At 63.3% G+C, this 19,584-nt stretch carries 24 protein-coding genes and 2 pseudogenes; 18 read left to right on the top strand and 8 right to left on the bottom strand.

Annotated features, from left to right (window positions below; all coding sequences use genetic code 11):
- Nucleotides 1-317: pseudogene (locus Q7U29_RS24955) on the top strand (hypothetical protein); the annotation flags it as partial.
- Nucleotides 318-327: 10 nt separating this feature from the next.
- On the opposite strand, the gene Q7U29_RS24950 reads toward Q7U29_RS24955, so the two are convergent.
- Nucleotides 328-825 carry a peptide deformylase gene (locus Q7U29_RS24950; protein WP_304745831.1) on the bottom strand — a complete coding sequence of 166 codons (498 nt, stop codon included), beginning with the start codon at nt 823-825 and terminating at the stop codon, nt 328-330.
- Between the two features lie 272 nt (nt 826-1,097).
- Here Q7U29_RS24950 and Q7U29_RS24945 point away from each other — a divergent pair, with 272 nt between their 5' ends.
- The 3 genes from Q7U29_RS24945 (at nt 1,098) to Q7U29_RS24935 (ending at nt 4,746) form a co-directional block, all read left to right on the top strand.
- The gene (locus tag Q7U29_RS24945) at nt 1,098-3,590 is read left to right on the top strand and encodes a DEAD/DEAH box helicase (protein ID WP_304745829.1); all 2,493 of its coding nucleotides are present in this window, start codon (nt 1,098-1,100) and stop codon (nt 3,588-3,590) included.
- Between the two features lie 308 nt (nt 3,591-3,898).
- Nucleotides 3,899-4,372, top strand: coding sequence for a hypothetical protein (locus tag Q7U29_RS24940; RefSeq protein WP_304745827.1), 474 nt, complete (start codon nt 3,899-3,901; stop codon nt 4,370-4,372).
- 23 nt (nt 4,373-4,395) lie between these two features.
- Entirely contained in the window at nt 4,396-4,746 is a 351-nt protein-coding gene (locus Q7U29_RS24935; protein ID WP_304745825.1) for a hypothetical protein, read from the top strand.
- 108 nt (nt 4,747-4,854) lie between these two features.
- Here Q7U29_RS24935 and Q7U29_RS24930 read toward each other — a convergent pair whose 3' ends face one another.
- The gene (locus Q7U29_RS24930) at nt 4,855-6,009 is read right to left on the bottom strand and encodes an AraC family transcriptional regulator (protein WP_304745823.1); all 1,155 of its coding nucleotides are present in this window, start codon (nt 6,007-6,009) and stop codon (nt 4,855-4,857) included.
- On the opposite strand from Q7U29_RS24930, the gene Q7U29_RS24925 reads away from it, so the two are divergent.
- From Q7U29_RS24925 to Q7U29_RS24895, 7 genes are all read left to right on the top strand, one after another.
- Nucleotides 5,975-6,802, top strand: a complete 828-nt coding sequence (locus tag Q7U29_RS24925) for an SDR family oxidoreductase (RefSeq protein WP_304745821.1) — start codon at nt 5,975-5,977, stop codon at nt 6,800-6,802. The two genes, Q7U29_RS24930 and Q7U29_RS24925, sit on opposite strands and share 35 nt — an antisense overlap.
- Nucleotides 6,803-6,946: 144 nt before the next feature.
- A complete protein-coding gene (locus Q7U29_RS24920; RefSeq protein ID WP_304745819.1) occupies nt 6,947-7,288 on the top strand; it encodes a helix-turn-helix transcriptional regulator in 342 nt (113 codons plus the stop codon).
- Between the two features lie 17 nt (nt 7,289-7,305).
- The gene (locus Q7U29_RS24915; protein ID WP_304745817.1) at nt 7,306-7,839 is read left to right on the top strand and encodes an SRPBCC family protein; all 534 of its coding nucleotides are present in this window, start codon (nt 7,306-7,308) and stop codon (nt 7,837-7,839) included.
- 55 nt (nt 7,840-7,894) lie between these two features.
- On the top strand, nt 7,895-8,641 hold the full coding sequence (locus tag Q7U29_RS24910) for a DUF899 domain-containing protein (protein WP_304745815.1): 747 nt from the start codon (nt 7,895-7,897) through the stop codon (nt 8,639-8,641).
- A 205-nt stretch (nt 8,642-8,846) separates the two neighbouring features.
- Nucleotides 8,847-9,131, top strand: a complete 285-nt coding sequence (locus Q7U29_RS24905; protein WP_304745813.1) for a hypothetical protein — start codon at nt 8,847-8,849, stop codon at nt 9,129-9,131.
- 10 nt (nt 9,132-9,141) lie between these two features.
- Entirely contained in the window at nt 9,142-9,558 is a 417-nt protein-coding gene (locus Q7U29_RS24900) for a GFA family protein (RefSeq protein WP_304745811.1), read from the top strand.
- Nucleotides 9,559-9,598: 40 nt separating this feature from the next.
- Nucleotides 9,599-9,949, top strand: coding sequence for a Lin0512 family protein (locus Q7U29_RS24895; RefSeq protein WP_304745809.1), 351 nt, complete (start codon nt 9,599-9,601; stop codon nt 9,947-9,949).
- A gap of 9 nt (nt 9,950-9,958) precedes the next feature.
- Here the strand turns inward: Q7U29_RS24895 and Q7U29_RS24890 are convergent, their stop codons facing one another.
- Nucleotides 9,959-10,981 carry an NAD(P)-dependent alcohol dehydrogenase gene (locus Q7U29_RS24890; RefSeq protein WP_304745807.1) on the bottom strand — a complete coding sequence of 341 codons (1,023 nt, stop codon included), beginning with the start codon at nt 10,979-10,981 and terminating at the stop codon, nt 9,959-9,961.
- A 359-nt stretch (nt 10,982-11,340) separates the two neighbouring features.
- On the opposite strand from Q7U29_RS24890, the gene Q7U29_RS24885 reads away from it, so the two are divergent.
- Nucleotides 11,341-12,018 carry a GNAT family N-acetyltransferase gene (locus Q7U29_RS24885; protein WP_304745805.1) on the top strand — a complete coding sequence of 226 codons (678 nt, stop codon included), beginning with the start codon at nt 11,341-11,343 and terminating at the stop codon, nt 12,016-12,018.
- 35 nt (nt 12,019-12,053) lie between these two features.
- Here the strand turns inward: Q7U29_RS24885 and Q7U29_RS24880 are convergent, their stop codons facing one another.
- Nucleotides 12,054-12,872, bottom strand: coding sequence for an SDR family oxidoreductase (locus Q7U29_RS24880; protein ID WP_304745804.1), 819 nt, complete (start codon nt 12,870-12,872; stop codon nt 12,054-12,056).
- 131 nt (nt 12,873-13,003) lie between these two features.
- Between Q7U29_RS24880 and Q7U29_RS24875 the strand changes: the two genes are divergently transcribed.
- The gene (locus Q7U29_RS24875; protein ID WP_304745802.1) at nt 13,004-13,708 is read left to right on the top strand and encodes a glutathione S-transferase family protein; all 705 of its coding nucleotides are present in this window, start codon (nt 13,004-13,006) and stop codon (nt 13,706-13,708) included.
- Between the two features lie 10 nt (nt 13,709-13,718).
- On the opposite strand, the gene Q7U29_RS24870 is transcribed toward Q7U29_RS24875, so the two are convergent.
- The gene (locus Q7U29_RS24870; protein WP_304745800.1) at nt 13,719-14,270 is read right to left on the bottom strand and encodes a disulfide bond formation protein B; all 552 of its coding nucleotides are present in this window, start codon (nt 14,268-14,270) and stop codon (nt 13,719-13,721) included.
- 7 nt (nt 14,271-14,277) lie between these two features.
- Nucleotides 14,278-14,436, bottom strand: coding sequence for a DUF5993 family protein (locus Q7U29_RS24865; RefSeq protein WP_304745798.1), 159 nt, complete (start codon nt 14,434-14,436; stop codon nt 14,278-14,280).
- 76 nt (nt 14,437-14,512) lie between these two features.
- On the opposite strand from Q7U29_RS24865, the gene Q7U29_RS24860 reads away from it, so the two are divergent.
- Nucleotides 14,513-14,899 carry an ArsC family reductase gene (locus Q7U29_RS24860; protein WP_304745796.1) on the top strand — a complete coding sequence of 129 codons (387 nt, stop codon included), beginning with the start codon at nt 14,513-14,515 and terminating at the stop codon, nt 14,897-14,899.
- On the opposite strand, the gene Q7U29_RS24855 is transcribed toward Q7U29_RS24860, so the two are convergent.
- Both Q7U29_RS24855 and Q7U29_RS24850 read right to left on the bottom strand, forming a co-directional pair.
- Nucleotides 14,883-15,506: a hypothetical protein gene (locus Q7U29_RS24855; protein ID WP_304745794.1), complete on the bottom strand. Its 624-nt coding sequence runs from the start codon at nt 15,504-15,506 to the stop codon at nt 14,883-14,885. The genes Q7U29_RS24860 and Q7U29_RS24855 overlap by 17 nt on opposite strands.
- Nucleotides 15,507-15,514: 8 nt before the next feature.
- Nucleotides 15,515-16,117 (bottom strand): PAS domain-containing protein, encoded by a 603-nt coding sequence (locus tag Q7U29_RS24850; protein ID WP_304745792.1) that lies wholly within the window; start codon nt 16,115-16,117, stop codon nt 15,515-15,517.
- A 368-nt stretch (nt 16,118-16,485) separates the two neighbouring features.
- On the opposite strand from Q7U29_RS24850, the gene Q7U29_RS24845 reads away from it, so the two are divergent.
- The 4 genes and pseudogenes from Q7U29_RS24845 to Q7U29_RS24830 form a co-directional block, all read left to right on the top strand.
- The gene (locus Q7U29_RS24845; protein WP_304745791.1) at nt 16,486-17,241 is read left to right on the top strand and encodes an ABC transporter ATP-binding protein; all 756 of its coding nucleotides are present in this window, start codon (nt 16,486-16,488) and stop codon (nt 17,239-17,241) included.
- A complete protein-coding gene (locus Q7U29_RS24840; RefSeq protein ID WP_370691823.1) occupies nt 17,234-17,983 on the top strand; it encodes an ABC transporter ATP-binding protein in 750 nt (249 codons plus the stop codon). The genes Q7U29_RS24845 and Q7U29_RS24840 overlap by 8 nt, the downstream gene beginning before the upstream one ends.
- A 35-nt stretch (nt 17,984-18,018) precedes the next feature.
- Nucleotides 18,019-19,239: an ABC transporter substrate-binding protein gene (locus Q7U29_RS24835; protein ID WP_304745789.1), complete on the top strand. Its 1,221-nt coding sequence runs from the start codon at nt 18,019-18,021 to the stop codon at nt 19,237-19,239.
- An 80-nt stretch (nt 19,240-19,319) separates the two neighbouring features.
- Nucleotides 19,320-19,584: pseudogene (locus tag Q7U29_RS24830) on the top strand (branched-chain amino acid ABC transporter permease); the annotation flags it as partial.

Below are 19,584 nucleotides of genomic sequence, written 5' to 3'. Positions count from 1 at the left end.
CAAGCCGGTCATCCATCACGACCGGAAATACCAGGTGATGACCAACTCCCCGATCTTTGAACAGCAACTGGCGCTGAACGAATACTGGAAGGAGATGGCGCACCGTCGCCGACCACCAGCGCAAGCTCTACTTCTTCGAATCCGTGCTGACCCCGAACACCTTCTGGGTGGATCTGAAGGCGGTCGATTTCTCACCCGAGAAGGGAAAGGTGAAGAAGCTCGATCTCGGACCTCAGCAGTCGCGCACCTTTTCGGGCGATGCGACGGCGAATTTCCAGCAGGCCGAGCCGTTCGGGTTCCTGGGTCTGCCGATGTGAACAATTTATCTCACCCCCGCGACAGCTTCCCAAACCGCTTGATCAGCCGCTCGCGCTTCAGCCGCGACAGCCGCTGGATCCAGAACGTTCCGTTGAGCTGATCGATCTCGTGCTGGTGGCAGACCGCGCGCAGGCCGTCCGATTCCTCGGACTGCGGGTTGCCGGCGAGGTCCTGATAGCTGATCCGGATTCGCGCATGACGGCTGATGTCCTCATTGACGCCGGGCATCGAGACGCTGCCTTCCTGATGCATGATCATCCCGGGCGATGCCCATGTGATCTGCGGATTGACATAGGTGCGCGCCCCGTCGACCGGGTCGAGGTCGAGCACCACCACCCGCAGCGGGATGCCGATATGCGGCGCGGTGATCCCGATCCCGGGCGCGGCGTGCATCGTCTCCTCGAGGTCGCGCGCCAGCTCGCGCAGCGCCGCGACGAACGCGGTGACGGGCTGCGCCGGCAGCGCAAGCCGGGGGTCGGGGTAACGGATGATGGGGCGGATGGTCATGATGTGTCGTAGCACACGATGGTGAAGGTGAACCTCGCCAAACGGAAGCCGTCATTGCGTGGAGCTTCAGCGACGAAGCAATCTATCTCTGGCCGGCTGTGCTTTGGGGCCATCGAGGGTTCCAGCCGCCGCTGCCGTACTCGCGGGTCGCGGCGCAAAGTTCCGGATAACAGCGGGCTTGCGATTGCTGCCGAGCGCCGGCACATGCCATCATCATTGGCTCTGGTATCCCACCGCCCATCAAGAGTCGGAGACGGCTCGGAATCTACTCGATGAAATCGAAACGCCAAAAGTCCAATTCCACGACCAGGTCGAACAAGGAACCCAAACTGTCGCGCGCTGTCGCGCCCGCCGGTCTTTCGCCGGTGGACTGGCAGCGCGGCTTACGAAGGCAGTTCGGACGCGAGCAGGCCTTCGGCCTCGAAAATCTGACCAGCGAACCGTTCTTTTCCGAGTTCCGGGTCAGCAATCCGGTTTCGAAATCCAGTTACCGGGTGGCGATTCGCGGCCTGGGGCCCGGCGGCAACTTCTGTTCGTGCCCCGATTATGCCACCAGCGAGTTGGGCACCTGCAAGCACCTCGAATTCACACTGGCCCGGTTGATGAAAAAGCGCGGCGCGCGGAGGGCGTTCGCGCGCGGCTACCAGCCGGCGTTTTCCGAGTTGTACTTGCGCAATGACGGCAGGCGCTGCGTGCATTTTCGCGCCGGAACGGATTGTCCGCCGGCGGTGCGCAAGGCCGCCGCCGCCTTGTTCGATGTCGAACGCGACGGGATGCTGGCCGAGGAGCGGCTGGGCGAGCTCGAGCAATTCATGGCCATGGCGGGCAACAGCGGTCACGAGTTGCGTGCCTATGACGATGCCCTCGATTTTATCGCGGGAAGGCGGGACGCGGACCGTCGGGCCTCGAAGCTCGAGCAGTTGTTTCCGCGCGGCGCCGCCGATCCGGGGCTGCGGGCCTTGCTGAAGGTGCCGCTCTATCCCTATCAGGCCGAGGGCGCGCTGTTCGCGGTGCGGGCCGGCCGCGCGCTGATCGGCGACGAGATGGGACTGGGCAAGACCATCCAGGCCATTGCCGCGATGGAAATACTGGCACGGCACTTCGGCCTCTCGAAAGTACTGGTGGTCTGCCCGACCTCGCTGAAATACCAGTGGCAAAGCGAGATCGCGCGTTTTTCGGGACGACAGGGCAAGCATGCGGCACGGGTCATCGGCGGCGGCCGGGCGCTGCGGTCGAAGGACTACGCTCTGGACGACTTCTGCAAGATCACGAATTACGAAAAGCTCAAGCCGGACATCGACCTGATCGCCGCCTGGGCGCCCGAACTGGTGATCGTCGACGAAGCCCAGCGGGTGAAGAACTGGAACACGATCGCCGCGCGCGCCTTGAAGCGCATCGATAGCTCCTACGCGATCGTGCTGACCGGGACGCCGCTGGAAAACAAGCTGGAAGAGCTGATTTCCATCGTCCAGTTTGTCGATCAGCACAGGCTGGGGCCGACCTGGAAACTGCTGCACGAGCATCAGGTCAAGGACGAATCCGGCCGCGTCACCGGTTACACGGGGCTGGAGAAGATCGGCCAGACGCTGGCGCCGGCGATGATTCGTCGGCGCAAGTCCGAGGTGCTGCGGCAACTGCCCAGCCGGACCGACCAGAACCTGCTGGTGCCGATGACCGAGATGCAAATGGGCTACCACAAGGAAAACGCCGACGAGGTGGCGAAGATCGTCCAGCGCTGGCGCAAGACCAAATTTCTGTCGGACAGGGATCAGCGGAGGCTGATGATTGCCCTGCAGAACATGCGCATGTCGTGCAACAGCACCTATCTGCTGGACCAGGAAACCGACCATGGCGTCAAGGCTGACGAACTGGCGGCGCTGTTCGACGACATGCTCGCCGAACCCGGGGCCAAGGCGGTGGTGTTTTCGCAATGGACGCGGACCCACGATATCGTCATCCGCCGCCTTGAGGCCCGCAAACTGGGCTATGTCAGCTTCCACGGCGGCGTGCCTTCGGAGAAGCGCCCGACACTGACCGAGCGGTTTCGGGACGACCCCGCCTGCCGCGTGTTCCTGTCCACCGATGCCGGCAGCACGGGGCTCAATCTGCAGCATGCCTCGACCCTGGTGAACATGGACTTGCCGTGGAACCCGGCGATCCTCGAACAGCGTATCGCGCGCATCCATCGCATGGGCCAGGTGCGTCCGGTGCGGGTCATCAATTTCGTGGCCAAGGGCACCATTGAGGAGGGGATGCTTTCGGTGCTGGCGTTCAAGCGCTCCCTGTCGGCGGGAATTCTCGACGGCGGCAGCGGCGAGATTTCGCTCGGCGGCTCGCGTCTCAACCGCTTCATGAAGGACGTGGAAAACGTCACCGGGAGCATGGGCGAGGGCGAGGCCGTGACACTGGCCGAGGAGATGAGGAGTATCGTCATCGCTGGTGACGCCGAATCCGCGGAAGATGCAAATGCCGGCGTGAATATTGGCGCCGGCGAAATGGCGACCGCGCGGACCAACGGGGCGGGAGCACCGCAGCGCGATACGGGTCCCGATCCGTGGCAGTCCCTGGTGCAGGTTGGTACGCAGCTCATTGCCGCTCTGGCGTCTGCCAACGACCCTGCCGCTCCGGCGCATCCATGGATCGAGCGCGATCCGGCCACCGGGGCGGAAAGCCTCAAAATGCCGCTGCCGTCGCCGGAAACCGCGCGGCAACTTGCCAACGCGCTTTCGGCGCTCGCAGACGGCTTGCGGGGCAAGGTTGCATGATGGACGGCGGCTGTTGAGGGATCACGGTCTGCGTGATAGCTCGGACTGAAGGTCTCTTGCCGATCACTTGGCTGGTCTTCGAGCTACTGCCTGGAATCATGAATCAGTATTGCAGCCCCTCCTTCGAGACGCCGCGCCCGGCGCGCGGCTCCCCGGCATGAGGGTAAGCCATTGAAGCGTAAGAGCCTCATGCTGTTGAGCGAGCAACGCGAGCGTCTCGAAGCATGGGCAGCAAGCGAGTCACCGATCTCACATTGTCGGCACCGGTTGTCGTCGCCGCCGGATGCGATAACCAGCGAGGGTAAGTCATGAAATTCACACGTCGCGTCCGAACCTCGTTGCAATGGCTGATGATCTGTATCGGGATCGGCTGCGGCCCCGTCTTGGCGCAACAGAAGGTGCCGCAGTACTTGATGGAAAAAGCCGGCGCGCTGGTATGGGACATGATCGAGGTCGAGACCGACTTCGGTCACCGGAGCAGCAATCGCGGTATGACCCCGGAGAAGGTAAAGCAATATGCCCGGAAGGTGGCCAGCCAGTTGGCTCGGTCACGCAACCGCCTGGAGCGCTTGCATCAGCAATTTCCCGCGGACAGTGTTTTTGCAGGCGAGCTGGCGGCATTTCTGAAGCGGTGGCCGGACGAGTCGGCCTTTTTCGATTCGCTGTTCGCGAAAGACGTGAAGTCTGCCGACAATCTGGGTGCGCAACTGTATGGGCTGGGTTCCCAGGCGCATGATACCCGCAGCAAATGGAAGACGCTGTTTCCATTGTTTCGTCCGTAGGTGAGCGGTAAAGGGGCATCGCGTTGAGCCACGCATTGCGCAAGGTTTCGTTCTGGATCGGCGTTGCAAGCTCCGGCGTCATGCCGATGGTTCCGGTTGTTTGCCGATGGCTTTACCCACCCGTGGCACCGAAGGTTGAGCCGGGGACCGCGGCACTCCTGTCGTTCGCGCTGGGTATTCTGGGCTCGGTGGGCGACGGCATCAACGTCATGATATGGACGGCGGGACTTGCCGCCGTCGCCTTGCTGGCTTCCGTTGTCGCGTTTGCCGCCGCCTGGTTTGCACGCGAGTCACGCCGCACGAAATTGCTGTGCCTGCTGCCGGTGGCGATGGTTGCAGTCATGCTCGGCCTGCTTGTCGCGATCGGTGCCTGAACGGTGTTGCTAGCCTGGACCGTGGCATCGTCCGGCGTTTGCGCGGACGGCAGAATAGGGACGAAAGTTGCATTCACTCCGCGAGCGCTCGCGTGCGGGGCCGTCCTGTCAAGCGGCGTCCGCCGGTCCGTCCTGCCGCATTCCGTCGTCGTTCCTGCCTATTGCGCCGCGGACGCGAAGCGCGTCGCGCTTCGGCGGTGCCTTGAACAGGCGGGCATATTCGCGGGTGAATTGCGAGACGCTTTCGTATCCCACCTCGAATGCGGCGCTGCTGGCCGAGAAGGCTTCGTCCAGCATCAGGCGGCGTGCTTCGATCAGGCGGAGCCGCTTCTGGTATTGCACCGGCGTCAGCGAAGTCATGTGTTTGAAGTGCTTGTGGAAGGCCGTAAGGCTCATCGCCGCGACTGCGGCCAGGCGTTCGACCGGCACGCGCGATCGATAATCGGTCCGAAGGATCGCGATGGAAGCGCCCAGTCGGCTTGCGTGACTGTCCGGATCCGCAACCGTCCGCAAGGCGGCACCGTGCGGTCCCGACAGCAGCCAATAGTGCAGCTCTCGCATGATCCCGGGACGCAGCAGCGGCGTGGCCTCGGGCCGGTCCAGCAGCCGCATCAGCCGCGATGCGCAGTCCAGCGCCGCGGCTTCGGTATCTTCGGCGAACAAGGTGCGGATTTCGGAAGGCCGTTGCGGGCGTACGCTACCCAGCTGCGCCGCCAGCTCGTGCAGGATCGACATCTCGAGTTCGACGGCAATCGCAAGATACGGTTCGGCTCGGCTCGCCTGCACGATCCGGCCGACGACCGGCATATCGGCAGTCACGATCACGGACTGGCCGGCGGAGAAGACCCGCTGCTGCGTGCCGACCGTCAATTGCTTGGCACCCTGCAGAATCAGGCAAACCAGCGGCCGGTAAATCGAATGCAACTCGCCGGGCGGGGACTCCACGCACATCATCCGCAGGCCCGGCACGGGCGTCAGCGCCAGGCCGTCGCGGTTGGCGTGGCGAGCAGTAAAGTCGCAAACAGCGTTTTTGAGTGCGTCCATAAGCTGGCTCCTGTAGCGCAGTCCGATCTTAACACGCGTGCGAGCAAAGGCTACGTCGGATGCAGGATCAGGCAAGTTTTGCGCATGCCTTGGCAAGCTCCAGACCGCGTCGCCCGATATGAGATGTCCCGACAGAGCAGCCCGCTCTGCAGAAAAGGGAACCAACATGTCTGGACCGACCGATATGCCGAGACGAGCCGTGCTGGCGGCTGCTGCCATCGCTCCCGCCGTACTCGCCGCGGGCGCGGCCCGCGCGCAATCGACCAGGCCGGCGCCGGCATCGCGCAGCAAGGTCGCCCTGGTGACCGGCTCTTCGAGAGGCATCGGCGCCGCGACCGCCAGGCGTCTCGCCCGTGACGGCTATGCCGTTACCGTCAACTGTGAAAAGAACCGCGATCTCGCGGCCGGCGTCGTCCGGGAGATCGAAGCAGCCGGCGGGCGCGCCATCTGGGTGCAGGCCGACGTCAGTGACCCCGGCGCGGTACGACGTCTGTTCGAGGAGAACGAGCGCGCATTCGGCGGCGTCGATGTCGTCGTGAGCAATGCCGGAATCATGCGGCTCGCCGCCTTCCGCGACATGACCGACGCCGATTTCAGCCGGATGGTCGATGTCAACCAGAAGGGCAGCTTCTATGTGTTGCGCGAGGCGGCGCGGCGCGTGCGCGACGGCGGCCGGATCATCACGCTCTCGTCGAGCATCACACAGCTGCGCAGCGCGACCTACGGACCCTATGCCGCCACCAAGGGGGCGCAGGAGCTGTTCGCCAACGTGCTCGCCAAGGAGCTCGAAGGCCGTATGATCTCGGTGAACGCGATGGCGCCAGGCGTGGTGAACACATCGCTCTTCACCGACGGCAAGACGCCGCAGCAAATCGCGGGCTTTGCCGCGCGCACCCCACACAAACGGCTCGGCGAACCCTCTGATATCGCGGACTCGATCGCGGCGCTTTGCAGCGCCGACGGTGGCTGGATCAATGGCCAGACCGTATTCGCAAACGGTGGCATCGTCTGACCGCGGCGGCGTGGTTGCGGGGGCGATGTGTCACCGCCGCAACCCGCTCAAATTTGTGCCCTGTAACGCAGCGCCTGTCCCTCAACCAGAAAGAAATTAAACCAACTGGTTGACAATTCGTCTCGGGCGCTTATACTTAACTACATGGTTGAGCATGTAGCCCATCTCGATGCTGTCTTTCATGCGCTCGCGGATCCGACGCGGCGGGCGATGCTGGGCCAGCTCGCGGAACGGGAACTCACGATTGGGGAGCTGGCGACCCCGTTCAGCATGAGTTTCGCGGGCGCCTCGAAACATGTGCGGGTGCTGGAAAACGCCGGGTTGGTGACGCGGACGATCCGCGGCCGCACCCATCTGTGCCGCCTCGAGGCGGCACGGCTTGCGGAAGCCAATGCGTGGCTGCGGCGTTATCAGCGTTTCTGGACCGCCAGGCTCGACACTCTGGAAGCCCTTCTGCTTGCGGAAGACGAAGCGAAGCAGAAATAGTGAAGGAGCGGAACGCGATGGATACCAAGACACAACCCGACGCCCGGGGCGCGTTGACCGAACCCACGACGTTGAAGATCCAGCGGCTGCTGCCCGGTCCGGTCGAGCGCATCTGGGCGTATCTCACCGACGGCGAGCTGCGCCGCAAATGGCTCGCGGCGGGTGCGATGGAAATGAAGGTCGGCGCGCCGGTTGAACTGGTTTGGCGCAACGACGAACTCAACGACCCGCCAGGCACGCGACCGGCGGATTTCCCCGAAGAGCACCGCATGCAAAGCCGGATCACCGAATGCGATCCGATGCGCAAGCTTTCCATCGCCTGGACCAACAGCGGCGACGTGACGTTTGAATTGGAGCCAAGGGGGCAGGGCGTACTGCTCACTGTGATTCATCGCCGTCTGCCCGACCGCTCGACCATGCTCAAGGTCAGCGCCGGCTGGCACATGCACCTCGATGTTCTCGTCGCCCGCGCATCCGGCAAGGAGCCGGCGCCGTTCTGGGAAGGCTGGAGCCGTCTACGAGATGAATACGACCGGCGGCTTCCGGCCTGAAGCCGCCGTTCGACGCGGAACGCCACAAGCAACTTCAGAAAACAGGAGACGAGCCATGACTCTGGCAATGAAGACTCGCGTCGTTTCGGCAAAGGAATGGGAAGCCGCGCGCGAGCAGATGCTCGTAAAGGAAAAGGCCATGACCCGCGCCCGTGACGCGCTGGCCGCCGAGCGCCGGCGGATGCCGTGGATGGCGGTGGAGAAATCGTACGCGTTCGACGGGCCCGAGGGCCAGGCGAGCCTGGTCGACCTGTTCGACGGCCGCCGTCAGTTGATCGTCTACCGTGCATTCTTCGAGCCTGGCGTGCACGGCTGGCCGCAACAAGCCTGTCGCGGCTGCTCCATGGTGGCCGACCAGGTCGCCCACGTCGCGCATCTGAACGTCCGCGACACCACGCTCGCGTTTGTTTCGCGCGCGCCGCAGCCGGACATCGCGCGCCTGAAGGCGCGCATGGGATGGCAGATGCCCTGGTACACCATCACCGACGGCTTCGACGCCGACTTCGGCGTCGGCGAGTGGCACGGCACCAACGCCTTCATCCGCAACGGCGACAAGGTCTTCCGCACCTATTTCATCAACAGCCGCGGCGACGAGGCGATGGGGAGCACCTGGAGCTATCTCGACATCACCGCACTCGGCCGCCAGGAAGTCTGGGAAGATTCTCCGGAAGGTTATCCGCAGACGCCACCATACAAGTGGTGGAACTGGCACGACAGCTACGTCCCGGAGGCGGCGCCCGATAGCAAATGGGTCGAGGTGTCGGATGCCGGCGAAGCCGCCATGCGGAAACAGAACGGCTAGCGCTTCCTTCTCCCCTCCCCGCCACGCGCCCTTGCGCGTGGCGGGGAGGGGTCGGGGGTGGGGGGTAGTTCAGCGTTCACACGTGCATCGGTTCCAGCCGATAGACCCCCCACCCCCGACCCCACCCCACCGCGTTGCCCGCCATCGCCCAAACGCTTCGGCGGGCGCAGCGGGGGGGGGGGGGTAGAAGCCAGGAGCGAAAAGCATGAGCGAAATTCGTTGCGCCGGACGCGACTCCGGCGCGGTCGATAATGAAAACGGCAGCGCCGCCGCGATCGGCGCCGCCGGTTTTCTATCCCTCGCGGCCGCGCCGACCTTCGCATTCATGGCGCTGCTGACGGCCGTGCCGGGTAGCGGATCGCCGGATGCGCTGTGCGGCGCGTCACCGCTGAGCGGAATGGTCCCGATGTACTTGCTGATGAGCGCCTTCCATCTGGCGCCGTGGCTGAAGCTGATCTCTGCCCGGCGCGGCCTCCCATCGCTTCATTGAAAGGAATAGCATGAGCGAGGCATTTATCGGCGGCTGCGCCTGCGGTGCGGTCCGTTATGAAATTTCCGGCGAACCTGTCTTCATGAACCACTGCCAGTGCGGCGACTGTCAGCACAGGAGCGGCACCGGGCACGGGTCCTATCTGACCTTCATGGACAGGACGAGCGTGAAGCTCGAAGGCAAGGCGGCGCATTGCGACATCGTTGCCGATAGCGGCAACGTGAAAACGCACGGCTTCTGCCCGTCCTGCGGGACGCCGGTCTATTTGAGGTTTACGGCGATGCCGGATCTCTTCACCGTGCACGCGGCGAGCCTCGACGATCCCGCCCGCTTCAAGCCGCAGGCCGTCACCTACGCCATGCGCGGTCACGCCTGGGACCATCTCGATCCGGCCGTGCCGAAATTCGACAAAATGCCGCCGATGTGAAATGCATCCGACTTGGCTTCGCAACGATGGATGAAAATCGATGGCACGCGTGCGCTGTATCACCGAAATGGGCATGGGCGTCGACGTCCATGGCAAGGACTCGACCAAGGCCGCCAGGCGTGCGGTCTCCGACGCCATCCGCCATTCCAGCCTCGGATTCTTCCGGATGGTGGGCAAGACATCCGCCGATATGTTCGTCGACGTCACCATCGGCGTGCCGGACCCCAGCACGGTCGATACTGCGGCGGTCGCGAAGGAACTGCCGTACGGAACGGTGACTGTGTCAGCGGTGAAGGGCGGGCTCGAGATTCCGGCCGAGAGCGGCGGTGATTCCATCATCATCGCCAATGCCGCGGTGGTCGTCAGTCTCGACGACGGGAAGGCCGGCTAGCGCGCCCGCTCATTCGGCGCCCGCGATCCGGATCACGATCTTGCCGAAATGTTTCTGCTGCTTCATGGCGGCGACCGCCTCGTGTGCGTGATCGAGATCGAAAACCTGGTCTATCACCGGCCGGTAGCCGTTGAGTTCGACCGCCCGGCACATCGCATCGAGGTTGGCGACGCTGCCGACGGTGATGCCCCTGATGGTGAGGTTCTTGCCCATCACCATCGCCAGCGGGAAGCTGGCGGCCTGATAACCGGTGAGGATGCCGATCACCGAGATATGACCGCCGAGCCTGCTGGCCTTGACGGCCTGCGCCAGGGTTTCGCCGCCGCCGACTTCGACCACCAGATGGGCGCCTTCTCCGCCGGTGGCCGCGAGCACGGCGGCGGACCAGTCCGGCGTGGTGCGGTAGTTGATCAGCACATCGGCACCGAGTTGTTTGGCGCGGGCCAGCTTCTCGTCGGAGGAGGAAGTGAGGATGACCCGCGCGCCCAGCATCCTGGCGAAGGCGAGCGCGGCCAGCGAGACGCCGCCGGTGCCCTGCAGCACGACCGTCTGCCCCGGCTGGACCTGTGCCTCGACCACGACGCTGCGCCAGGCGGTCAGCGCGGCGCAGCCGAGCGTCGCGATCTCTTCATGGCTCAGTCCGGCCGGCGCCCGCACCACCGAGGCCGCCGGCAGGCAGAGATGGGTCTGCAGCGCGCCGTCGACCTGGTCGCCCAGCACGGGCGACATCGTCTCGCGCGTCACCGGGCCGCTTTTCCAGTTCAGGAAAAAGTTCGGAATCACGGCGTCGCCGACAGCGAACCGCTTGTTTCCATCGCCGACCGCCAACACCGTCGCCGATGCGTCGGAGCAGGGGACGCGCGGAACGGGCAATCCGCGGATGCCGCCGTCGATGCCGACGAGATCGTGAAAATTGAGGCTGGTGGCATGGATCTTCAGCAGCAATTCGCCGGCGCCCGGTTGCGGAATCGGGCGTTCGATCGTCGGTCCCAACACCCCGTTGCGCTCGATCAGTCGTGCCTTGCCTGTCATGCCGGTAGTTCCTTGCCATGTTGGCGGTGAAATTGGTCCCCCGAGGGCGCCGCGGGATAGCGCAAGCCCTCGCATATACCGGAGCGAGCCCTTGCGCATCCTCGATGACGGCGCTCGGCTGGACACCGACCCATCCGTCGTCCAATCTGCCCGGCTCAGGCTGCTTGTGTGTGCGAGGGCAAGATCCGCATGCGGGCGACGAGGAGCATCGCAGCCATGAAGTGCCTTGCCAACCCTTTCCTGCTGTCCGCAGCAAGTGCCGTGCCGGTTCGCGCGGAGATCAAGGTTGTACCCCATGACACTCGCCGTGCTCGGCGCGTTCGATCAGCACGCCCGCGGCAGATGAATCGGTAATCTCGATGCATCCGCTTGATCGTCCGATCTGGAGCGCGCTGACGACTCGGCAGCGGGCGCTGGCGGAAGGCGGCGCGCGGGCGCTGCGCTATCCCGTCGCGGTCACGCCTTTTGCGGACATGGTGGATATGACCCCGGAGAGTTTTGCGGCACTCGGCACGATGATGTCCGGATCCGAGATCGCCGTGCTGTTCACGCCCGATGCCGTGACCGCGCCTGCCGCGTTCAAGACTGTGCTCGCCGAAACGGGCGAGCAGATGATCGGAACGCCCGTCGAGAGTGCGATCACCGGTGTCGAAACCGTCAGGCTCGGTGCCGATGATGTACCCGCGATGATGGCGTTGACCGAACTCACCAAGCCGGGTCCGTTCAGTGCGCGAACGCATGAATTGGGTACGTTTTTCGGAGTCCGGATCGATGGCGAGCTGGTGGCGATGGCGGGCGAACGAATGAAGCCTGACAATTACACCGAGATGACAGCCGTCTGCGTGCATCCGTCGCACCGCGGCCGCGGTTATGCCCAACTGCTGCTTGGCGCGATCTCCCGCCAGATCGTCGCGCGGGGAGAGATCCCGTTTCTGCACGTATTTTCCAGCAACGCTTCGGCGATCGCGCTGTATCGGCGGCAGGGGATGGAAATCCGGCGCAGCTTGCATGTGACGGTGCTGCAGAAGCAGATGTGAAGCATCGGATCCGGCGTGTGGTGTGCCGTTCTCTGTTACCTGTCTTCGCCGCCGAAATAGCCCGGCTTGCCCGTCGTCCACGTCTCGCCCCACAACTGCCCGCCGCCGTCCACGGTCAGCGTCTCGCCTGTAATGAATTTTCCCGATGGCGCGGTGAGGTAGACGCAGGCCTCGGCGATATCCCAGGGCGAGCCCGCGCGCATCATCGGATTGGAGTGCGGATAGGCGGCGCGGGCCTGTGGCGTGTAGACGTTCCAGCCCTCGGACTCGATCGCGCCGGGCGCCACGCAATTGACGCGGATGTTGAGAGGCGCCCATTCCGCCGCGACGGCGCGCGACAGTCCGATCACGCCGGCGCGCGCCGCGACCGAATGCGCGATGCCATAGAGCCCGTGCGTGGTGACGACGACGATGTTGACGATGCTGCCGGGATGGCGGTGGTCGCGCCAGCGTTTTGCGGCGGCCTGCATCATGTACCAGGTGCCGTTGAGATTGGTGTTGATGACCGTGTTCCAGCCCTTCAGTGAAAAATCGATCGCGGGCTGTGGAAACTGTCCGCCGGCGCTGTTGATGAGGCTGTCGACACGGCCCAGCGTACTCCAGACATGGTCGAACAGCGCGTCGATCGCATCGGGCTCCCGGATATCGGCGACCGCAGCGGAAGCTTTCAATCCATGGCTGCTCAAGTCGGTGACGAGGGCGTCGAGTCTGGCCTCGTTGCGCCCGACCACGACGACATGGGTGCCGAGCCGCGCCATCAGCCAGGCGATCGCGCGGCCGATGCCGCCGGCGCCGCCGGAGACGATCACGACCTGACCCTTGAGCGCATCGGCCGCGTAAACCGTCGGATGCACCGCAAGCTCCGCGTCAGTCAGCCCGGGTTTTGCGTTCGCTCGATCATCCATTGGCGATGCCGACCTTGTCACATCAGGCTTTGACCGTACATTAGCCGCGCAGCAGAATCGAAGCAAAGAAGCGAGTTGTCATGTCCGACCTTTCCAACTTTCCGATTACCGCGCGCTGGCCGGCAAAACATCCCGATCGCCTGCAGCTCTATTCGCTGCCGACGCCGAATGGCGTCAAGGTGTCGATCATGCTGGAAGAGATCGGGCTGGCCTACGAAGTGCATCTGATCGACTTCGGCAAGGACGACCAGAAGACCCCGGAGTTCCTGTCGCTGAACCCGAACGGCAAAATCCCCGCCATCCTCGATCCGAATGGACCTGGGGGCGCGCCGCTCGGCCTGTTCGAATCCGGCGCGATCCTGCACTATCTCGCGGAGAAAGCCGGCAAGCTGCTGCCATCAGATACGGCACGCCGCTGGGAAGCCATCCAGTGGGTGCACTTCCAGATGGGCGGGATCGGGCCAATGTTCGGACAGGTCGGCTTCTTCCACAAATTTGCCGGCAAGGAATTCGCCGACAAGCGGCCGCTCGAGCGCTATGTCGCGGAGTCCAGACGCCTGCTGGGCGTACTGGAACTGGGTCTTGCCGGGCGGCAATGGATCATGGACGACGACTATACGATCGCCGACATCGCTTCGCTCGGCTGGGTGCGCAACCTGATCGGATTCTACGGCGCGCGCGAGCTGGTCGGCTTCGATGACTTCGGCAACGTCTCGGGCTGGCTCGATCGCGGCCTGGCGCGGCCTGCCGTGCAACGCGGGCTGGAGATTCCGAAGCGACCGTGAGGGCCAGGCGTTAACGTTTGAGCAGTTCATAGACGACCGGATTGTCCGCGCAGGCGGCAAAGCCGCATTCCAGCAGCGTCGAGATCACGTTCAGCGCCGTCAGGGCAATCACGAGCCAGACCGCCGACGTCGCAAATGCGCCGCCCGCGGGTTGCGGCACTGCGGGCTCCTCTTCGAACTGACGGTCGAACAGCAGGATCGCCGCGAGCAGGACGATGGCGGCGATGAATCCGATCAGGGCCCAGGTGTAATAGTGATAGCCGAACAGGGCCGTGCCGTAGCCGGCATCGCCGGGCATGATGTGCAACAGTACCTGCCGTGTCGAGGCGACCGCACCCGCGACGGCCGCCAGCAACGACAGCGCATAATGACTGGGACGCGGCCCAAAACGGATGTTCAGGATCGGTCCGACGGCCAGCGTCGCGAACAGGATGCGCTGCAGAAGGCACAGCGGGCAGGGCAATTCGTGGAGCATAAATTGCGCTGCAAACGCCGCGGTGAGCACCAGCGCGACGGCATAAAGGCTGAGGGCATTCAGGGTGATGGCGCGAGTTTGGGTCATGCGCAGCTCAGAACGACAGCTTGAGCGTGTCGGTCGCATGGTGCAGATAGGTCGCGACACAGGCGATCATGCCGGCGGCGAACAGGGCCAATGCGAGCGAGCGCCGGCCGAACCAGGCAACCAGCATCACGATCGTGACGGCAAGAAAAAGTGCGGTGAATTCCATCTGTGCCCCGGATGCAAGCGAGCCTCAGGTACCCTACAATGGGTGACCGCCCAGCGCCATTCCGGAACGGATCAAAATGCCCATCACCATCTACGGTATCAAGAACTGCGACACCATGAAGAAGGCCCGCGCCTGGCTCGACAGCCACGGCGTCGCCTACGAGTTTCACGACTACAAGACCGCGGGTATCGGCAAGGACAAATTGAAGCGCTGGAGCGACCAACTCGGCTGGGAAACGCTGCTCAACCGCGCCGGCACCACGTTTCGCAAATTGCCCGATAGCGACAAGGAAGGCCTCAACGAGCGCAAGGCGCTGGCCCTGATGCTGGCGCAACCCTCCATGATCAAGCGGCCGGTGCTGGATCTCGGCGGCAAATTGCTGGTCGGATTCAAGCCGGAAACCTACGCCGGGGAAGTCAAGCGAACCCCGGCGCGCAAGGCCCAGTCTAGCTCAATTCGATGACATCGTTCGACACGTGGTGGACCGATGCGACCGGGACGAAGTCGTGATCGATCACAGCCCTGACCACGCTGACGGGCGTCGTCGGGGATTGGATGCCCATCAGGTTTCTGACCTTGAATCCGCCTTCGATGCTGATCGCCTTGAACGAGCCGACGATTTGCTCGACCTTGTCGGCGGCTCCGAACGGCAGCAGCAGGCGCTCATAGGAAACGTCCTTGCCGTCGGCGTCCTGCACCATCGAAATCGAATAGGTCGGCCGCCTGTGCGCCAGGCAGGCGCGGTAAGAGGGGATCACGCGCGCATAGCGCGCCGGCCCGATGGCATCGTCGAGATAGCGGTTGGTTCGCTTGTCGGGATCGACGTGCTCGTTGCCATAGGTTGCGGTCAGCCGCGAGCCTTCCTGGGTGATCAGAAACCGCGCGTCGGCGGCTTCGCCGTCCACTTCATATCTCATCATGTCCACCAGCTCATCCGCGATGCGCTCGGGGTTATAGTCCGCCAGCAGCGGCAGGGCACGGCCCTTTCCTAGCGCGCGCAGCCACGCGTTCAGCAGATCGCGCTGTTTCACGGATCTGACGACCGAGGGATTGGCGCTGGTGAATTCCATCTCGGGGCTTAGCCGAATTCGATGACGTCACCGGCGGGAATACGGCCGGGTGTGCGATGGAATAGATCGCGGTCGATGACGGCGCGAAGCCTGGTCGTCGGCAGGGTGTCGTTTCCGCGCATCAGATTCCTGATTTCAAATCCGCCGTCTTCACAGATGGTCTTCAGCGACGCGATCACATGGGTGACTTTGTCGGCGACCGAGAACGGCAGCAGCAGGCGCTCATAGGCGACGATTCGTCCATAGCTGTCGTCGATGTTGGAAATGGTATAGACGGGGAGGCGGCGGGCGATGCATTCATGGTAGACCGGCATCACGATGGGGACCAGCCTCGGGCCGAGATATTCGTCGAGCAACCGGCCTTTGCCGGAATGGCCATAGGCGCTCGCCATCCGCGTGCCGTCACTCTGAATCGTCAGGCGCGGCGGCCAGCCGGAGGGATCCACGGTATAATAGACGAGATCCGGAAACTCCTCCTCGATCCGTGCGGGCTGGTATTCTTCGATGCGCGGCAGCAGCCGTTCGCGGGCAAAAAGCCGCAGCCAGGTGTTGAGCAGGTCCCGCTGCTTGATCGATTTGACCACCGACGGGTTGGCGCTTTCAAAATCCACGGCTGAAATCCGATCTTGGATACAAAACGCCAGATGATCGGCCTGAGCGACGAATATTCTATGAAAATGCCGGATCGCGTCAGAATACCGTTAATGCTTGCTTTCGTGGTGGCATGGGCGGCCGTCGCCAAACGGTCAATCCGGTTCCCCGGGGCACGTCGATCAACGACTTTCGGGAGCCGGTCGTTGCGCTCCGTGGATGGCCAGCTTTCCACCTTGCGTAAACCGTGCCGTTGACGGCATATTCCGGCCCGGAGGCGGCACGTCCGGGACGGGATTTTCCAAAGGCGTCTGGGAGAACCTGCCGGTGGCAAGAATTGGTCATGCGCGAAGCGCGCTTCGCGGCGATGACTGTTGGGGGAATTTGATTGGCCGATGAGTTCATTCTCGAAACCCACGGATTGAGCAAGGAATTCGCGGGATTCTTTGCTGTTCGCGATGTCGATCTCAGGGTTCGCCGTGGCAGCATTCATGCGTTGATCGGTCCCAACGGGGCCGGCAAGACGACGTGCTTTAACCTCCTGACCAAGTTTCTGAAGCCCTCGGCGGGCCAGATTTTGTACAAGGGGCAGGATATTACGGCGATGGCGCCGGCCGACGTCGCGCGCCTCGGCTTGGTGCGCTCGTTCCAGATTTCAGCGGTGTTTCCGCACCTCACCGCGCTCGAAAACGTCAGGGTGGCGCTGCAGCGCCAGCACGGGCACTCCTTCGATTTCTGGCGCTCCAAGTCGGTGCTCGACCGCTTCAACGGCCGCGCCCATGAACTGCTCGACGATGTCGGCCTCAGCGAGTTCGCCAACACGCCTGCGGTCGAGATGCCCTACGGTCGCAAGCGCGCACTTGAGATTGCAACGACGCTGGCACTCGATCCGGAGATGATGCTGCTCGACGAGCCGATGGCCGGCATGGGGCACGAAGACATCGACAAGATCGCCGCATTGATCAAGCGGATCTCGGCGAAATACACCATCCTGATGGTCGAGCATAATCTCAGCGTCGTGGCCAATCTGTCCGACATCATCACGGTGCTGACGCGCGGACAGGTGCTGGCGGAAGGCAATTACGCCGAACTCACCAAGGACGAGCGCGTCAAGGAAGCGTATCTGGGAGCGGGGCATGACTGATTTGAAGATGGCCGATGCCGCCGCGACGACGTCCGGCGCCGCGACGCCGGTGCTGTCGGTGCAGAATCTCGAAGCCTGGTACGGCGAGTCCCACATTCTTCACGGCATCAATTTCAACGTGAACGCCGGCGAGGTGGTCACGCTGCTCGGGCGCAACGGGGCGGGCAAGACCACCACGCTGAAATCGGTGATGGGCATCATCGGCAAGCGCACCGGCTCGATCCGCTTCGGCGGCCAGGACATCACGCGAACCTCGTCGGACAAGATCGCGCGCATGGGCGTCGCCTTCTGCCCCGAGGAGCGCGGGATCTTCGCCAGCCTCGACGTGCGCGAAAACCTGCTGCTGCCGCCGGTGGTGCGCCCGGGCGGGCTGTCGCTGGACCAGATCTTCGACCTGTTTCCTAATCTGAAGGAACGGCTCAACAGCCAGGGCACCAAGCTGTCGGGCGGCGAACAGCAGATGCTGGCGATCGCCAGGATCCTGCGCACCGGCGCCCGGTTCCTGATGCTGGACGAGCCGACCGAGGGTCTGGCCCCGGTCATCATCCAGCAGATCGGCCACACCATCGCGCGCCTCAAGAACGAGGGTTTTACGATCCTCCTGGTCGAACAGAACTTCCGGTTCGCGGCGACCGTCGCGGACCGTTACTACATCGTCGAGCACGGCAAGGTAATCGACGGTTTCGCGAACTCGGATCTGCAAGCCAATATGGACAAACTTCACACCTATCTCGGCGTCTGAACGACGTCTTTCAAGCACGAGCCAAGGAGATATTCATGAAAAACAGAATCTCGGCATTATTGCTCGGCACCGCGCTGGCATTTGGCGCAAGCAGCGCCGTCCTCGCGCAGGATAAAACCGTCAAGATCGGCGTACTGACCGACAATTCGGGTCTTTACTCCGACATCGGCGGCGCGGGCTCCACGCTCGCGGCCCAGATGGCGGTTGAGGATTCCGGTCTTGCCGCCAAGGGCTGGAAGATCGACATCGTTTCCGCCGACCATCAGAACAAGCCCGACATCGGCACCAATACCGCGCGGCAGTGGATCGACGTCGACAAGGTCGACATCTTCATGGACGTGCTGAACTCCGGTGTCGCGCTGGCGGTCAGCAACCTGGTGAAGGAAAAGAACGTCATCATGATCAACACCGGCGCGGCGTCGTCGGATCTCACCAACAGCAAATGCTCGCCGAACACGATTCACTGGGTTTACGACACCTACATGCTGGCCAACAGCACCGGTCAGGCGCTGGTGAAGGCCGGCGGCGACACCTGGTACTTCCTCACCGCGGACTACGCCTTCGGTCACGCGCTGGAACGCGACACCGCCGCGGTCGTCGTCAAGTCGGGCGGCAAGGTGCTGGGCACCGTCAGGCATCCCCTGAATTCGTCGGACTTCTCCTCGTTCCTGCTGCAGGCGCAGGCGTCCAAGGCCAAGATCGTCGGCATGGCGAATGCAGGTGGCGACACCACCAATACGATCAAGCAAGCGTCGGAATTCGGCATCGTCGCCGGCGGCCAGAAACTCGCCGGCCTGCTGCTGTTCATCAACGACGTTCACTCGCTCGGTCTGAAAGTGGCGCAGGGTCTGAACTTCACGGAAACGTTCTACTGGGACCTGAATGACGGGACCCGGGCGTTTTCGAAGCGCTTTTCCGAACGCATGAAGAACAAGGCGCAGCCGTCGATGATTCAGGCCGGCGTCTATTCGGGCCTGATCCACTATTTCAAGGCGATCGAGGCGATGGGCGGCAATCCGCATGACGGCATCAAGGTCGTCGAGAAGATGAAGTCGATGCCGACCGATGATCCCTTGTTCGGCAAGGGCACGATCCGCGTCGATGGCCGCAAGATCCACCCGGCCTATCTGTTCGAGGTCAAGAAGCCCGCGGATTCCAAGGGGCCCTGGGACTATTACAAGCTGATCGGAACCACCCCCGGTGAGCAGGCTTTCCGGCCGCTTTCGGAAAGCGAATGTCCGCTGGTAAAGAAGTAACAACGGCCGCCCGCCGGCGCCTGGCGCCGGCGGGTTTCCGCCCGACGTTTACAGAAGATTGAGTTTCGAAAGATCGATCGATGCAGGCTCTCTACGCGCAGCGTCTGGTGGGACTGATCAACGGCGCGTTTTATGCGCTGTTGAGCCTTGGGCTCGCCGTGATCTTCGGCATGCTCAACATCATCAATTTCGCGCACGGCGCGGTCTACATGATGGGCGCGTTCTGCGCCTATTTCCTGCTCAACGTCATGGGCATCGGATACTGGCCGGCGCTGATCATCGCGCCGATCGCGGTCGGCATCTTCGGCATGATCCTGGAACGGACCATGCTGCAATGGCTGGCCG

Origin of the sequence: Bradyrhizobium sp. (assembly GCF_030654605.1) — a bacterium.
Classification (GTDB): Bacteria; Pseudomonadota; Alphaproteobacteria; order Rhizobiales; family Xanthobacteraceae; genus Bradyrhizobium.
This window is presented reverse-complemented; position numbering and strand designations above follow the sequence as displayed.